The 15,090-nt window shown below is 69.3% G+C and carries 18 protein-coding genes; 10 read left to right on the plus strand and 8 right to left on the minus strand.

Features of this window, described 5'->3' with window-relative positions:
* Positions 1 to 61 precede the first annotated feature (61 nt).
* The 3 genes from AC3WJT_RS08365 to proC all read left to right on the plus strand — a co-directional run bounded on the left by AC3WJT_RS08365 (position 62) and on the right by proC (position 1,785).
* The gene (locus AC3WJT_RS08365; protein ID WP_492342649.1) at positions 62 to 343 is read left to right on the plus strand and encodes an accessory factor UbiK family protein; all 282 of its coding nucleotides are present in this window, start codon (positions 62 to 64) and stop codon (positions 341 to 343) included.
* 124 nt (positions 344 to 467) lie between these two features.
* Positions 468 to 977 carry a type III secretion system chaperone family protein gene (locus AC3WJT_RS08370; RefSeq protein WP_492342650.1) on the plus strand — a complete coding sequence of 170 codons (510 nt, stop codon included), beginning with the start codon at positions 468 to 470 and terminating at the stop codon, positions 975 to 977.
* Positions 978 to 987: 10 nt separating this feature from the next.
* Positions 988 to 1,785, plus strand: coding sequence for a pyrroline-5-carboxylate reductase (gene proC / locus AC3WJT_RS08375; RefSeq protein ID WP_492342651.1), 798 nt, complete (start codon positions 988 to 990; stop codon positions 1,783 to 1,785).
* Positions 1,786 to 1,898: 113 nt separating this feature from the next.
* Here proC and AC3WJT_RS08380 read toward each other — a convergent pair whose 3' ends face one another.
* Genes AC3WJT_RS08380 through AC3WJT_RS08390 form a run of 3 tightly spaced genes read right to left on the minus strand, consistent with a single transcriptional unit; the run spans position 1,899 to position 4,424 of the window.
* The gene (locus tag AC3WJT_RS08380) at positions 1,899 to 3,245 is read right to left on the minus strand and encodes an ATP-binding protein (protein ID WP_492342652.1); all 1,347 of its coding nucleotides are present in this window, start codon (positions 3,243 to 3,245) and stop codon (positions 1,899 to 1,901) included.
* The gene (locus tag AC3WJT_RS08385; protein ID WP_492342653.1) at positions 3,245 to 3,937 is read right to left on the minus strand and encodes a response regulator; all 693 of its coding nucleotides are present in this window, start codon (positions 3,935 to 3,937) and stop codon (positions 3,245 to 3,247) included. Before AC3WJT_RS08385 ends, AC3WJT_RS08380 begins: the two co-directional genes overlap by 1 nt.
* 1 nt (position 3,938) lies before the next feature.
* Complete coding sequence (locus tag AC3WJT_RS08390) at positions 3,939 to 4,424, minus strand: MarR family winged helix-turn-helix transcriptional regulator (RefSeq protein ID WP_492342654.1); 486 nt, start codon at positions 4,422 to 4,424, stop codon at positions 3,939 to 3,941.
* 80 nt (positions 4,425 to 4,504) lie between these two features.
* Here AC3WJT_RS08390 and AC3WJT_RS08395 point away from each other — a divergent pair, with 80 nt between their 5' ends.
* Positions 4,505 to 5,392, plus strand: coding sequence for a branched-chain amino acid aminotransferase (locus AC3WJT_RS08395; RefSeq protein WP_492342655.1), 888 nt, complete (start codon positions 4,505 to 4,507; stop codon positions 5,390 to 5,392).
* Here the strand turns inward: AC3WJT_RS08395 and AC3WJT_RS08400 are convergent.
* The 5 genes from AC3WJT_RS08400 to AC3WJT_RS08420 all read right to left on the minus strand — a co-directional run bounded on the left by AC3WJT_RS08400 (position 5,389) and on the right by AC3WJT_RS08420 (position 8,702).
* Positions 5,389 to 6,387, minus strand: coding sequence for a tetratricopeptide repeat protein (locus AC3WJT_RS08400; protein WP_492342656.1), 999 nt, complete (start codon positions 6,385 to 6,387; stop codon positions 5,389 to 5,391). The two genes, AC3WJT_RS08395 and AC3WJT_RS08400, sit on opposite strands and share 4 nt — an antisense overlap.
* Before the next feature lie 134 nt (positions 6,388 to 6,521).
* Positions 6,522 to 6,917, minus strand: coding sequence for a DUF4870 family protein (locus AC3WJT_RS08405; protein ID WP_492342657.1), 396 nt, complete (start codon positions 6,915 to 6,917; stop codon positions 6,522 to 6,524).
* Positions 6,918 to 6,981: 64 nt separating this feature from the next.
* Positions 6,982 to 7,500, minus strand: coding sequence for a hypothetical protein (locus AC3WJT_RS08410; protein ID WP_492342658.1), 519 nt, complete (start codon positions 7,498 to 7,500; stop codon positions 6,982 to 6,984).
* Positions 7,501 to 7,538: 38 nt separating this feature from the next.
* Positions 7,539 to 7,943 carry a dihydroneopterin aldolase gene (gene folB / locus AC3WJT_RS08415; protein WP_492342659.1) on the minus strand — a complete coding sequence of 135 codons (405 nt, stop codon included), beginning with the start codon at positions 7,941 to 7,943 and terminating at the stop codon, positions 7,539 to 7,541.
* A 12-nt stretch (positions 7,944 to 7,955) separates the two neighbouring features.
* The gene (locus tag AC3WJT_RS08420; protein ID WP_492342660.1) at positions 7,956 to 8,702 is read right to left on the minus strand and encodes an SDR family oxidoreductase; all 747 of its coding nucleotides are present in this window, start codon (positions 8,700 to 8,702) and stop codon (positions 7,956 to 7,958) included.
* A gap of 169 nt (positions 8,703 to 8,871) precedes the next feature.
* Here AC3WJT_RS08420 and AC3WJT_RS08425 point away from each other — a divergent pair, with 169 nt between their 5' ends.
* The 6 genes from AC3WJT_RS08425 (at position 8,872) to AC3WJT_RS08450 (ending at position 15,060) form a co-directional block, all read left to right on the plus strand.
* Entirely contained in the window at positions 8,872 to 9,345 is a 474-nt protein-coding gene (locus tag AC3WJT_RS08425) for an NUDIX domain-containing protein (RefSeq protein ID WP_492342661.1), read from the plus strand.
* Between the two features lie 29 nt (positions 9,346 to 9,374).
* Positions 9,375 to 10,322 carry an SMP-30/gluconolactonase/LRE family protein gene (locus AC3WJT_RS08430; RefSeq protein ID WP_492342662.1) on the plus strand — a complete coding sequence of 316 codons (948 nt, stop codon included), beginning with the start codon at positions 9,375 to 9,377 and terminating at the stop codon, positions 10,320 to 10,322.
* Between the two features lie 4 nt (positions 10,323 to 10,326).
* Complete coding sequence (locus AC3WJT_RS08435; RefSeq protein WP_492342663.1) at positions 10,327 to 10,668, plus strand: hypothetical protein; 342 nt, start codon at positions 10,327 to 10,329, stop codon at positions 10,666 to 10,668.
* A 76-nt stretch (positions 10,669 to 10,744) separates the two neighbouring features.
* The gene (locus AC3WJT_RS08440; RefSeq protein ID WP_492342664.1) at positions 10,745 to 12,184 is read left to right on the plus strand and encodes an aldehyde dehydrogenase family protein; all 1,440 of its coding nucleotides are present in this window, start codon (positions 10,745 to 10,747) and stop codon (positions 12,182 to 12,184) included.
* A 236-nt stretch (positions 12,185 to 12,420) separates the two neighbouring features.
* A complete protein-coding gene (locus tag AC3WJT_RS08445) occupies positions 12,421 to 13,992 on the plus strand; it encodes a long-chain-fatty-acid--CoA ligase (RefSeq protein ID WP_492342665.1) in 1,572 nt (523 codons plus the stop codon).
* 102 nt (positions 13,993 to 14,094) lie between these two features.
* Entirely contained in the window at positions 14,095 to 15,060 is a 966-nt protein-coding gene (locus AC3WJT_RS08450) for an alpha/beta fold hydrolase (protein WP_492342666.1), read from the plus strand.
* The last annotated feature ends 30 nt before the right edge of the window (positions 15,061 to 15,090 follow it).

The raw sequence follows: 15,090 nt of genomic DNA on the forward strand, positions 1-15,090 counted from the left end.
CACCCCCGGTTTCCCATATTAGGGGGAGTGGGCGCGCCATTTCGCGTCCGACAGGGCCCCGATGCAGACCAAGAACCCCTTCCTCGACGAGATCGCCAAGCTCACCACCGCCGCCGCGGGCCTCGCACAGGCCGCCGGCGAAGAGGCGAAGACGCAGTTCCGCTCGCAGGCCGACCGCTTCGTCGCGGAAATGGACCTGGTCCGTCGTGACGATCTCGACGCCCTGAAGGCCGAGATCGCCGCCCTGCGCGCCGAAGTGGCCGCCCTGAAGAGCAGCAGCGCACCGGCCAAACCCGCCGCCAAATCCGCCCCGAAGGCCAAACCGGCCAAGAAGGGCGAGTAGGGCTCGCGCCCGGCAAGAACCCCCTTACGCCCGCCGCGAAGCAGTCTAGGCTCCTTGTTCAAGGACGCTGCTTCCGCCGGGCGCTTCCCCGCTCGGCCTCAGGTCGGAGGGATACAGAGGCCCTATGGACACGCCCCATCCCGAAGAAGACGACGCCCTGCTGGCGCTGGATCCGCTCGAAGTCGTCGAGCATGTCCTGGCTGCCGAAAATCTGACGTTTGACCGGACTGACGACGGCGATCTCGCCTTCGCCCTGGCCGGTGACTGGAAGGACTACGAGCTGTGGTTCGCCTGGCGGCCGGAGGCCGACTGCCTGCAGCTGTGCCTGTCCATGGGCATGACCACGCCCAAAGCCAAGCGCCCGTCCGCCTATGAACTGCTGGCGCTGATCAACCAGCGCGTCTGGCTCGGCCACTTCGAGGTCTGGGCAGACGACGGCGAGGTGGTCTTCCGCCACGCCCTCAGCCTGCCGGGCGGCGAGCGTCCGACCCTGGCCGCCGCGGCCTCGATGATCGATGCGGCGGTGGAGGCGGCGGACCGCTTCTACCCGGCGTTCGACTTCCTGCTGGCCGGCGCCAAGACCCCGGACGAGGCCATGGCCGCCTGCATGTTCGAGACCGTCGGCGAGGCGTAAGCTCGCGGCCATGAACCCGACGACTGTTCTCCTGCTCGGCGCCGGCCGCATGGGCGGCGCGATGATCGAGGGCTGGACCGGCGCCGGTCCGGTCGCCCTCGGCGAACTGCTGATCCGCGATCCGCATCCGGGCGCCGAGGCGCTGGCCGCTGCTGGCGACGGCGCCACGCTCAACCCGTCCGACTCCGATCTGGGGCAGGCCGCGACGGTGATCGTCGCCGTGAAGCCGCAGATGTGGCGCGAGGTGGCGACCGTCGTGGAGCCCCACCTTGCGCAGGACGCCGTGATCATCTCGATCGCCGCCGGGGTCTCGATCGCGTCCCTGGCGGAGGTCTTCGGCGACCGCGACATCGCCCGGGTGATGCCCACGACCGCGGTCGCCATCGGCCAGGGCACCGCCAGCATCGCCGCCAACTCGGATTTGGCCCGCCGGCGCGCCCACGACCTGTTCGACACCATCGCCAACACCGTCGACATCGAGGACGAGGACCTAATGCACGCCGCCACGGCCGTGTCGGGATCAGGCCCGGCCTATCTCTACGCCTTCGTCGAAGCGCTGGAGGCGGCCGCCATCGAGGCCGGCTTCGCACCCGCCGCCGCCGCGACCCTGGCGCAGTCGACCATCGCCGGCGCGGCGCAGCTGATGACCATGAGCCAGGCCTCCCCCGCCGAGCTCCGCGCCCAGGTCACCTCGCCCGGCGGCACGACCCAGGCGGCGCTTGAGGTGCTGATGGGCGATGGCGGCCTGCGCGACCTGCTGAACGAGGCGGTCGCCGCGGCGGTGAAGCGGTCGCGGGAGTTGGGGTAATCCTCCCCATCGGGGGAGGTGGCCCGAAGGGCCGGAGGGGGTCACCCGAAATCTGAGCGGACCCCCTCAGTCGTCGCTACGCGCCGACAGCTCCCCCGATGGGGAGCATCGATTTACCCCGGCAACCGGATAACCGCCCTCAGCCCCCCCATCGGCGAGCGGTCCAGCGTCAGGTCGCCGCCGTGACTGCGGGCGACGTCCCGGGCGATGGCGAGGCCGAGGCCGACGCCCTTGTCGTTCTGGTTCCGCGAGTCATCGAGCCGGTTGAATGGCCGGAACGCCGCCTCGAACTGTTCCGGCGGGATCCCGGGCCCGTCGTCGTCGACGGTGATCTCCACCCCGCCGGCCGTGGTCCGTGCGGCGGTGATGGTGATCCGCTCGCTATGGACGGCGGCGTTCATCACCAGGTTCGACAGGGCCCGCTTCAGCGCATTGGGCCGCACGGCCAGCGACAGGCCGGGCTCGGCGTCGATGGAGACTTCCGTGCCCGCCCGGGCGGCGCCCTCGCTGACCTCCTGGATCAGGTCGCGCAGGGCGGTGACCTCGACCGACTCGCCGCCCTCGCCGCGGGCGAAGGCGAGATACTCGTCGATCATGTGCTCCATTTCGGAGAGGTCGGTCTTCATCGCCTCGACGCGCTTGGACGGCTCGGCGAGGGCGAGTTCCAGCTTCAGTCGGGTCAGCGGCGTGCGCAGGTCGTGGCTGACCGACGCCAGCATGGCGGTGCGCTGTTCCAGGTGGCGCTGGATCCGGCTCTTCATCGCCAGGAAGGCCTGCGCCGCCTGGCGCACCTCCCGCGCGCCATGGGGCTTGAACTCGGCCACATCGCCGCCCTTGCCGAAGGCCTCCGCCGCCTCGGCGAGCCGCTCGATGGCGCGCACCTGGTTGCGGATGAACAGGATGGCGATGGCCGTCAGCAGCAAGGTCGCGACCGTCATCCACAAGACGAAGATGCCGCCCTGCGTCGCCCAGGCGCGGTCGGCCGGCGCGATGATCCGCAGCACCCGCCCCTGCACCTTCACGCGGATGTCGACGTAGCCGGGGAAGCGGACCGTATCGAACCAGTAGGGCAGCTCGAGGTGCTCGGAGAGCGCCTTGTCCAGCGATCGGTCCAGCGCCCCGAACAGCGAGGTCGGCCGGCGCGGCGGCAGGTCCCGGATCGGCGAGATGGCGATGGAGAGCGACATCGAATCCTGCGCCCGCTCCGCGATCCGGGCGAGCGATTCCGGGCGCGGGTCGTCGCTGTAGCTCTCGACCGCCCAGGCGATGTCGCCGGCCAGCCCGTCCGACAGGCGACTGGTCACGGTCTGCCAGTGGGCGTCGAAGAACACCCAGGTCACCGCGATCTGCATCAGGGCGATCGGCAGGATGATGATCAGCAGGCTGCGTCCGAACAGCGAGGTCGGCAGCCACCGCTTGATCTGGCGTGGAATGATGATCTTGAGCGCGCGCAGCTGCATCAGTCGGGCGCCAGGCGATAGCCGACGCCGCGCACGGTCTGCAGATAGCGGGGGTTCTTCGGGTCCGGCTCGATCTTGCGGCGCAGGCGGGTGACCTGGACATCGACGGCCCGGCCGGTCACGTCGGCGGTGTCGCGGGCCAGTTCGAGCCGGTCGACCGGGGCGTTGGCCGACTGCGCCAGCCGCCGCATCAGCTCCACCTCGGCCTCGGTCAGACGGATCGGAACGCCGCCCCGGGTCAGCTCGCCGCGCTCAAGATCGAACACGCAGTCGCCCAGAGACAGGCTGGTCGGCCCGGTATCGCGGGGGCCGGTGCGGCGCAGGATCGCCTCGATCCGCAGCAACAGCTCCTGGGGCTCGAACGGCTTGGCCAGGTAGTCGTCGACCCCGGCGGTCAGGCCCTCGATGCGGGCGGCGGAGTCGCCGCGTGCGGTGAGCATCAGCACCGGCGTGCGGCCCGGCGGGTCGGTGCGGGCGCGCAGCCGGCGGGCCAGGGACAGGCCGTCCTCGCCGGGCATCATCACGTCCAGCACCATCAGGTCGAAGTCGAGCGTCTCGATCAGCCGCCAGGCCGCCGCCGCGTCGGCCGCGGTCGTGACCCGAAAGCCCGCGCGCGCCAGGAATTCCCGCAGCAGGTCGCGGATGCGATCGTCGTCGTCGACCACCAGCAGATGTCGGTCCGGCTGGCTCACGTCAGCTCTCCTCCCGGCGAAGACCGACGCCCGTGCGCGGTCCGGCCAGAGCCGCGAGAATCCGCCTTGCGCCGGCCACCCCGTCAAGCCCGCCCGTGCGATAGGCCCGACCGAGCAGCGCGCGCAGCCGCTCGGCGATCCGGTCCTCGAAGGCGCGTCCCGCCGCGGTCAGCCGGATGGGCCGGCGTCGTCCGTCGAGATCGCCCGCTTCGGTCTCGGCCAGCTCCCGCCGTACGAGGTCGGCGAGGGTCCGGCTGGCGGCCTGTTTCGACAGCCCGGTCAGCCGCGACAGGTCCCGGACGCCGAGCCCCGGCCGCAGCCGCAGCAGGAAGGCCGCGCGCCAGTGGGGGCGCCCCAGCCCCGTTTCCGCCTCCAGCGCCGCGTCGACGGCCGCCCACAGGCTGGCCTCGGCCAGGAGCATCAGCTCAAGCCCGGAGTCGAGTTCCTCGTCCCGAAGGATCAGCCGCGGATCAGCGGTCTGGGTCACTGCACTGCACCATTTTGTTTGACGCCATAGAGGGTGGAGCGTCTAAGGTCGCCCTTCCCTTGAAAGGAGGGCTTTTCCCGATGTCTCTCGTTCCCTTCGATGATCGCGACGGTTGGATCTGGCTGGACGGTCAGTTCGTGCCCTGGCGCGAGGCGAAGGTGCACGTACTGACGCACGGCCTCCACTACGCCTCCTCGGTGTTCGAGGGCGAGCGGATGTACGGCGGAGAGATCTACGAGCTGACGGCTCATACCGAGCGGCTGTTCAAATCGGCGGAAATCCTCGACTTCAGGATCCCCTACACGGTGTCGGAGATCGACGAGGCCTGCAAGGCGACCTGCGCGAAGAACGGCCTCACTGATTGTTACCTTCGTCCCATCGCCTGGCGCGGGTCGGAGATGATCGGCGTGTCGGCCCAGCAGTCGAAAATCCACGTGGCGATCGCCGTGTGGGACTGGCCCAGCTACTTCGATCCCGAACAGAAGAAGAAGGGCATCCGCCTGGCCTGGGCGAAATATGACCGCCCCTCGCCGAAGACCGCCCCCACGGCGGCCAAGGCGGCCGGCCTGTACATGATCTGCACCATCTCCAAGCACGCCGCGGAGAAGGACGGGTATTCGGACGCGATGATGCTCGACTACCGCGGCTATGTGGCCGAGGCGACGGGCGCCAACGTGTTCTTCGTCAAGGACGGGGTGATCCACACGCCGACGCCGGACTGCTTCCTGAACGGCATCACCCGCCAGTCGGTGATGAAGCTGGCGAAGCAGCGCGGCTATGAGGTGGTGGAGCGCCACATCAAGCCGGAAGAGATGGCGGGTTTCCAGGAATGCTTCATCGTCGGCACCGCCGCCGAGGTCACTCCGGTGGCCGAGGTCGGCGAGTACCGCTTCACCCCCGGCCAGATCTCGCTGACGCTGATGGACGACTACGCCCGTCTCGTGCGGCGTGAACTCGTAGACGCCTAAAGCGCCAGCCGGGCTTCCAGCTCGGCCAGGCGGCGGCGCGTGATCGCAAGGTCCGCGCCGTAGGCCTGCGGGTCCTTCACGGCCAGCTTGCCGGCGATATCGAAACTCTCGCGATACAGATCCAGGGCGCGCACCCGGTGGCCGCGGTCCTCGCGGGCGTCGGCCAGGCGTTCGAGCGCCAGCGACAGGGCCCGCAGGCTCGGTCCGTCCGTCTTCGCCGCCGCCACCTTGCGGCGCAGGGCGAGGGCTTCCTCATAAGCGTCGACGGCGACCTCCAGCCGCGCCTCGTCCTGGGCGGCGTCGCCGACGCCGGTCAGCGCGCCCGCGAGCGCGGCCATCGCGCCGGCGTCCTTCGGGCTGGCTTCGTGCAGCATGCGCGCGTAGCCCAGTGCGGTCTCGTAGGCCTCGGCGGCGTCATCGGACGCGCCCAGCGAACGGTGGAAATCGCCCACTTCGCTCGCGGCCGTCAGGCGCTCGGCGTCGGTGGTCGCAGATGCAGGAAGCCGCCGCGCGAGGGCGGCGGCTTCGGTCCAGGACTCCGCCTGGACAAGGGCCTTGAACTGTTCGCGCAGCACCGGGAAGGGCGCGTCGCCGGCGGCTTCGGCGCGCGGCGGCGGCTGCGGCGGCGGAGCCGCCGGCTCCGCCTCCGCGAACGTCAGGTTCGCCACGACCTCCTCCGCCAGACGGCTGCCGGCCCCCTCCGGATGGTGTGGCGCCGAGTCCGCCGGCGGATCGATCACCGCATCAAAGTCGACGGCGGGCGGCCCCTTGCGCTTGCGCGCCCCCGGCCCGTCGCCGCGCGGCAGCACCGCCGAGAGCAGTGCGACGATCCCCAGCGCCAGCACGCCCCAACCGATGAACGGCCGATGCCCCTCGAACATCCCCAGATCGAGCGCGCCCAGCTTCGCGCCGGCCAGCCCCGAGGGGTCGACGATCGCCCAGCCGATGCCGCTCAGCATCACTCCCAGCAGAAAGCTCAGGATACGCGCGCCCATGGTTTTCCCCGCTTTTTCCCCAACGCAGGACGAAGCTTGGTCGTCGCCGGGGGCGGGTCAAAACGCTGCAACCGTCAGGGGAAGGCCAGTCCCCGGACCGTTCGTTCGTTGTGCAGAAGGGGGGGGGACTGCCTTTAAAACAGCCATGCGTCGGGACGCGGGTGGGCCTCGTCCTGCGCCAGATAGATCAGCCCGACCGCCAGCCGGATGTAGAACCAGATGTGCACGGCCGCCAGAATGAGCACGCCGGCGATCAGGAACGGGATGCCGATCAGGATCACCGAGAAGATGCCGCCGACGATGCACAGCACCACGCCGATCACCGCCCACCAGATCGATTTCCAGAACGTCTGGATCAGGAACCGGTAGTGGGTCTCCATGCGCGGGCCCGCATGCTCGCGGTTGGCATAGGCCAGCACCAGGCCGAGCAGCACCGCCACCCAGACCGACGGCACGCTGAGCAGATACAGACCATAGACGACCAGGGGCAGAACCCGGTCCTCGTGCGGACGATCAGTGACTTCGGTCATGCAGGGCCTCCAGGGGCGATGCTGGACGGTTTCGGCCGGGCTGGCAAACGCCGGCCGTTCACACTCACGGGAGCAGGTCCCCGGGCAGGGCGGCGGGATCGAGCGCGCCGGTGCGGCCGGCCAGCCAGGGCTGGGCGGCGAGCATCAGGATCAGGACGAACACCAGCCGCGCCGCCAGGGCGATGCCGAGCGAGGCGGCGCCGGCCGAAATCGAGGTGACCAGGAGCACGACGGCGCCGATCCCGAGCAGGCCGATCGTCCACAGGAAGGCCTCGCCGATCTCGAGACCGGCGGTCGCGAACCTGGCCCGTGGCGCATGGTCTGCGGCCTGGGCGACCAGCGTCCGGACAAACGGCGAATAGGTGTCCGTGCGATCGTCGAACCGGCCCGGCCCGCGCCAGCTGTGCGAAGCGATCACGCAGCGGCCCCGGGCGAACTGAAGCACCACCGCGCGGCGCGGGCTGCCGGGCAGGCCGGCGAACCTGACGGTGCGCAGGTCTTTCAGCAGCAAGCGGCGTTCGCGCTTGCCGCCGGTCTCGATCAGGCTGTCGTCGGAGAGCGTCCAGACGGTCTCGGGCCTCAACGGCGCGAGGCGGGCGGCGTGCGTTGGCGCGGGGCCGTTCAGACCCTGACCGCCGTGATCTCGACCCCGGCCGCCTCGGCGTGCGGGGCCAGGGCGAGGGGCTTTTCAACCCGCACCCGGGCGCGGGTGACGCGCGGATCGACGAGGCAGCGCTCGGCCAGTCGTTCGGCGAAGGTCTCGACCAGCTCGATATGGCCCTCGGCGGCCAGTTCGCGGGCCGCGGTGGCGATCGTCTCGTAGTTGACCGTCTGCGCCAGCCGCTCGGCATGCACCGTCGTCACGTCCAGCTCGACATCGACGATCAGCGGCTGCGTCTTGCCGTGCTCATGGGCGTAGACGCCGACCTCGGCCTCGACCTTGAGGCCGCGCACGAAAACGCGGGCGACGACGATGCGCGCCGCGGCGGCCGGCTCGAAAGGCGTTTCGGGAAGGGTGGCGGCCACGACTCCTCGGGGTCAGGGGTGGATGATGTCGGGCGTTCGCCAGCCCAGATGCTGGCCGCTGTCCACGGCGATCATCTGACCGGTCACTGACGGAGCGTCAATCAGATAGCGCAGGGCCCCGGCGATCTCGTCCGGCGAGACGGCGCGGGCCAGTGGCGTGCCGGCGGCCTCTTGTTCGAACTCGCCCGGGACCTGATGCACCGAGCCGAGGGTCGGCCCGGGTCCGATGGCGTTGACGCGGATACGGGGCGCCAGCGCCTGGGCCATCGTCTGCGTCGCATGCCAGAGCGCCGCCTTGGACAGGCTGTAGCTGAAGAACTGCGGATTGGGCCGCCAGACCCGCTGGTCGAGGATGTTGACGATCAGGCCGGCCCTGTCGGCGGGCAGCTGCGCCGCGAACGCCTGGGCCAGCACGGCCGGCGCGCGCAGGTTCGTCGCCATGTGGGCGTCCAGTCCCTCGGCGTCGAGAGTCTGCAGCCGGTCTTCGAGGAACAGCGAGGCATTGTTGACCAGCAGGGTCACGGGACCCAGGTCCGCCGCGGCCCGACCGATCAGGTCGGCGGCGTCGCGGTCCGTCAGATCGCCGGAGAGCACACAGGCGCGGCGGCCCTCGGCGCGCACCAGCGCGGCCGTTTCTTCGGCGTCGTCGGCGGAGTCGCGGTGGTGGACGGCGACGTCATAGCCGGAGCGAGCGGCCTGAACGGCCAGCACGCGGCCGATGCGCCGCGCAGCACCGGTGATGACGGCCGCGCCGCTCAAGACGGGATCAGTCGACCCGGCCGAACTCGAACAGGTTCAGGCCAGCCAGGACGACGATGAAAATTGCGATGACGCCGATGGCGAGCATGACGCGGCTCCGGTTGAAAACACGCCCCGGCTTTAGCCGCCGCTCTCGCCCCGGGCAAGCGGGCGTTCTAGGCTGGCGGCCATGTCCGCCCTCAAGCGTCGCCTCTATCGCCTGCTGCTGCCGGCCTACCGCATGGCGATGCGGCGGGTGCGGGGGCTGACGCTGGGCGCGCGGGCCATCGTGCTGGACGGCGAGGGGCGGGTGCTGCTGATCGAGCACAGCTACACGCCGGGCTGGCACCTGCCCGGCGGCGGCGTCGAGTCCGGCGAGACGACCGAAGAGGCGGTGATCCGCGAGCTGGAGGAAGAGGGCGGCATCCGGGTCGAGGGCCGGCCGATGCTGCTGTCGATTCATTCCAATGGCGCGAGCTTCAAGGGCGACCACGTCCTGCTCTTCCGGGTCGAGACCTACACCGCCGTTGCCGCCACCTCGCGCGGCGAGATACTCCGGGCGGAGTGGTTCGACCCCCGCGCCCTGCCCGAGGGGACCGTCGGCGGGGTCCGGCGCCGGATCGCCGAGATGCTGGACGGCGGGCCGCCTGACCTGTTCTGGTAGGGGCAACAAGCAAGACAAGGGAGGCGCAGATGCCCGATTGGATGAGGCCCGAAGACTTCAGCAAGATCGCTGTCGGCATTGACCGGCCGGAGGATGTGGTTGTCGGCAAGGACGGCCGGGTGTTCGCCTCCGACCACCAGTGCGCCGTGGCCGAGATTCATCCCGACGGCAGCTTCACCCGCATGGGACCGAAGGGCGGCGCGCCGAACGGCATCAACATGGACCTGCAGGGCCGGGTGCTGATCGCCAATTTCGGCATCTACGACAAGGAAGAGGGGCCGCTGCAGCGGTTCGACCCGGCCACCGGCAAGCACGAGACCCTGGTCGCGGAGGTCGGCGGCAAGCGGCTGACCAGCGCCAACTATCCGGTACTCGACCGGGCCGGCAACATCTGGTGCGCCAACTCCACCCACGCCGAGACTTGGCCCCAGGCGCTGGACGGCCGCACCGACGGCTTCATCTTCGTGCTGCGGCCGGATGGCTCGAGCGAGATCGTCGCCGAGGGTCTGAAGTTCCCGAACGGGACGGCCTTGTCGGCGGACGACCGCTACCTGTTCTGCGCCCAGACGAGCGGCGCGGACGTGCTGCGCTTCGAGATCCTGCCCGGCGGCAAGCTGGGCCCGGGCGAACGCTACGGCCCGGTGCTGGGCCGGCTGGTCGACGCGACACAGGTCCAGGCCGAAGCCGCCGCAGAGCATCATCCGGGCGATCTCGGCTACACCGACGGCGTCGGCATGGACGCCAACGGCAACCTCTGGGTCTGCCTGCCCGCCGCCAACAAGGTGGTGATGATCCGTCCGTCGGGCGTCGTCGAGACCGTGGTCCACGACCCTTCCGGCGAGATCGTCAATCACCCGACCAACGTCACCTGGGGCGGGGCGGACCTGAAGGACCTGTATATTGGCTCGATCCGCGCGGGCTATGTGCTCAAGGCCCGCAGCCCGGTCGCCGGTCAGCCGCACGTGCATCAGCTGTGACGCCATGACGAACAGGCCCGCCGATACGGCGCCGCTCCGCACCTATTGGCCTGCATGGGCAGGCTGGAGCGCGCTCGCATGGTTTCTGGCCGGTCCCGTTCTGCTGAACGTCGTCTTCAACGTGAACATGGGCATTGGCAGCGCGCTGGGCATGCAGCCGTGGTTCTTCATGCTGGTGCTGTTCAACCCTAGACCCGAGGAGCGAGACTCCGAGACCGGCCTTTTGCAGCCGCGCACGCGCGAAAACTGGGCCCGGGCCTGGCGCAGGGCGCTGGTCGGCGAAGCGGTGATCCTCGCGTTCTGTATCCCTCTGTACTTCTGGATTCAGAGCCTCGACCTGTCGTGACCCCTTCCCCACATGAACCGCGATAACTAAACTGACGTTTGAAGAGGCCGCTCGGCGGTCCGCAGGGAGAGACGTGATGCGCGACTACACGAAGTTCTACATCGACGGCCAATGGGTCCAGCCCACGGGCGTCAAGACGCTCGACGTCATCAACCCGGCCAATGAAGAGGTCTGCGGCAAGATCTCGCTGGGCACGGCCGAGCATGTCGACCAGGCCGCCAAGGCCGCCCGCAAGGCATTCGCCACCTTCTCCCTGACCTCGGTCGAGGAACGCATCGATCTGCTCGAGCGGATCGTCGTCGAGTACCAGAAGCGCTACGGCGACATGGCCGACGCGATCACCGAGGAAATGGGCGCCCCCGCCTCGCTGGCGCAGCGCGCCCAGGCGGCCATGGGCCTGGCCCACACCCAGACCGCCATCGGCGTCCTGAAGAGCTTCAAGTTCGTCGAGGATCGCGGCCCGACCCGTCTGGTCAAGGAGCCGATCGGCGTCTGCGGCATGATCACCCCCTGGAACTGGCCGGTGAACCAGATCGCCTGCAAGGTCGCCCCGGCCCTGGCCGTGGGCTGCACCATGGTGCTCAAGCCGTCGGAAATCGCGCCGTTCTCCGCCTACGTCTGGGCCGAGATCCTGCATGCCGCCGGCGTGCCGGCCGGCGTGTTCAACCTGGTCAACGGCGACGGTCCGACCGTCGGCGCGGCCATTTCCAGCCATCCCGAGATCGACATGGTCTCGTTCACCGGCTCGACCCGCGCCGGCATCGAGGTGGCCCGCAACGCCGCCCCGACCGTCAAGCGCGTGGCCCAGGAGCTGGGCGGCAAGAGCCCCAACATCATCCTCGATGACGCGGACTTCCAGTCGGCCGTCACCGGCGGCGTCCGCTCGGTGATGATGAACTCGGGCCAGTCCTGCAACGCCCCGACCCGCATGCTGGTCCCCGGCAAGCGCATGGACGAGGTGATCGCCATCGCCAAGGCCGCCGCTGACTCCACGACCGTCGGCGACCCCAAGGGCAACGCCCAGATGGGTCCGGTGGTCTCCGAGGTCCAGTTCAACAAGATCCAGAAGCTGATCCAGGCCGGCATCGACGAGGGCGCGACCCTGGTCAGCGGCGGCGTCGGCCGTCCGGACGGCATCGAAAAGGGCTACTTCGTCAAGCCGACCGTCTTCGCCAACGTGACCAACGACATGACCATCGCCAAGGAAGAGATCTTCGGCCCGGTCGTCTCGATCATCGGCTACGACACGGTCGATGAAGCCGTCACCGTCGGCAACGACACCGAATACGGCCTCGCCGCCTACGTCAGCGGCACGGACGTGACCAAGATCCGCGAAGTGGCGTCGAAGCTGCGCGCCGGTCAGGTCAGCATCAACGGCGGCGGCGGGGACCTGATGGCTCCCTTCGGCGGCTACAAGATGAGCGGCAACGGGCGCGAGTGGGGCGACTACGGTTTCCACGAGTTCCTCGAAACCAAGGCCATGCTCGGTTACGCCCCGCCGCAAGCGGCTGAGTAGGCGTTGCGTGGTTCGAGACGCGGACCTGAGGGTCCGCTCCTCACCATGACGAACAGGGTTGAAGCCAACCCCTCATCGTCATCCTGAGGAGCGAGCCTCAAGCGAGCGTCTCGAAGGACGCACCAGGACGAGCGAAGGGTCGCCGGATCGCACCGGCGGCCCTTTTGCTTTGGGGAATCCTGTGCATGCTTGTCCCGCCAGCGCCCGACAGAGGCAGCGGCCTATGAGGAAGCAGCATGACCCTACTCGCCGACATCCAGTCCGTGGCCGACGTCACCCGTGTTCAGGCCCGCTTGCGGCCAAACGCGGAGGCCATCTGGTTCGAGGGCCGGGTGACCACCTTCGGCGAGCTGGACCGCGCCTCGAACCAGTGCGCCCAGGCGCTGCTGGCCCAGGGGCTCAAGCCCGGTGACCGGGTAGGCGTGCTGGCGAAGAACATCGACGACTTCTTCGTGCTCTGGTTCGGCTGCATCAAGGCGCGGGTGACGCTCGCGCCGGTCAACTGGCGGCTGGCCCCGCCGGAGATCGCCTTCATCCTGAAGGATGCGCGGGCCAGGCTGCTCGTCGTCGGCGAGGATCTGGGCGGCGTGGTCGACATGATCATCGGCGACCTGCCGGACATCAAGGGCCTGGTGCAGTTCGAGCCCGGCCACCTCCGCTGGCCGGCCTTCCGAGACTGGATCGGCAGTCACGACGCGAGCGACCCCAGGCTCGCCATCCAGCCCGACGACGACGTGATCCAGCTCTACACCTCGGGCACGACCGGCCTGCCCAAGGGCGTGCAGCTGACCCAGACCAACTTCCTCACCCTGTTCGCGCTGGCGCTCGAGGCCGGCTGGGCGAAGTACGAGGCGGAGAAGACCAACCTCGTGGTCATGCCGCTGTTCCACGTGGCGGGCACCAACTGCGGCCTGCTCGCCCTGCTGCAGGGCGTCCGCAACATCCTGACCCGCGAGGTGAATCCGGTCGAGATCATCGCCCGGCTGCAGGACAAGCAGGTCGCCTACGCCTTCCTGGCCCCGACGATCATCAACATGCTGCTTCAGACGCCGGGCGTGGAGACCGCCGACTTCAGCAAGCTGGAGCGCATCTTCTACGGCGCCTCGCCGATTTCGGAGTCGGTGCTGCGCCAGGCCCAGGCCCGCTTCGGCTGCGACTTCACCCAGCTCTACGGCCTGACCGAGACGATCGGCGGCGCGACCTTCCTGCCGCCCGAGGACCACACGCCCGAGCGGGACAAGCTGCGCTCCTGCGGCAAGCCCTGGCCGGGCTTCGAGGTGCGGGTCCTGACCCCGACCGGCGAGGCGGGCAAGACCGGCGAGGTCGGCGAGATCCAGATCCGCGCCAAGGGCGTGATGAAGGGCTACTGGAACCGGCCCGATGCGACGGCCGAGGCCGTCTGCCCGGAGGGATGGTTCTCCAGCGGCGACGCCGGCTACTTCGACGACGAGGGCTACCTCTACATCTACGACCGGGTGAAGGACATGATCGTCAGCGGCGGCGAGAACGTCTATCCGGCCGAGGTCGAGAACGCCCTGTTCAGCCACCCCGCCGTGGCCGACGCCGCGGTGATCGGCGTGCCGGACGACAAGTGGGGCGAGGCGGTCAAGGGCATCGTCGTCCTCAAGGCCGGCGCCACCGCCACCCCCGACGAGATCATCGCTCACGCCCGGACGAAGATCGCCGGCTACAAGGCCCCCAAGTCCATCGACTTCGTTGACGCGCTGCCGAGGAACCCGTCCGGGAAGGTGCTCCGGCGGGAACTGCGCGAGCCGTTCTGGAAGGGTCGGGAGCGGTTGGTGGGGTGAGGGCGCTCCGCCGCCTGGCCGTTCTGATCGTTGCAGGCCCACCGCAGGGTTGCCTGACCCAGCGTCCGGCATGATCGGCTGGCGGAAAGACGGGGAAACGCCATGACAGACTTCACCACCATCCCGACCAACGGGATCAATCTGCGCGCGGTCGTGCAGGGCGCCGGGCCGCTGGTGGTGCTGGTCCACGGGTTCCCGGAGAGCTGGTACAGCTGGCGTCACCAGATCGCGCCGATCGCCGCCGCCGGCTTCACCGTCTGCGCCATCGACGTGCGCGGCTATGGCGGCTCGGACAAGCCCGGCCGGGTCGAGGACTACAGCCTCCAGCAGATCACCGCCGACGTCGCCGGGGTGATCGAGCACCTGTCGCCGAACGACAAGGCCGTGCTCATCGGTCACGACTGGGGCGCGCCCATCGTCTGGAACACGGCCCTGACGCGGCCGGACCGGGTGCGGGCGGTGGCCGGGCTGTCGGTGCCTTACACCGGCGTGCCGGCGGTGCAGTTCATGGACGTGATCAAGGCCGCCTTCACTGACCGCGGCCGGTTCTTCTACCAGGTCTATTTCCAGGACGTCGGTCCGGCCGAGGCCGAGCTGGGCAGCGATCCGCGCGCGGCGATCCGCAAGTTCTACTATGCCATCAGCGGCGACGCGCCTGACGGAACCTGGCCGGTCGACAAGCCGCACGGCGAGCGCCTGCTCGACCGGCTGCCGGACCCCGATCCTTTCCCGGCCTGGCTGACGATTGAGGACGAGGACTATTTCACCGCCGAATTCCACCGCTCGGGCTTCTTCGGGCCGCTCAGCCGCTACCGCAATCACGAGCGGGACTTCGACTGGCTGCAGCAGTTCAAGGACCGCAGGATCGAGCAGCCCAGCTTCTTCATCGGCGGCGACCGCGACCTGGTGCTGAAGATGATTCCGGGCGTGAACCCGCTCGACTTCATGAAGCCCCACCTGCCGAACCTGCAAGGCGCCCACGTCCTGCCCGGCATCGGCCACTGGACGCAGCAGGAAGCGCCGGAAGCTGTGACGGATCTGCTGCTGGGGTGGCTGAAGGGGCTTTGAGAAAGGCCACAAGCGGGCCTTTTTCTGCGC

The organism is Caulobacter sp. FW305-C-30-S16 (genome assembly GCF_058783025.1).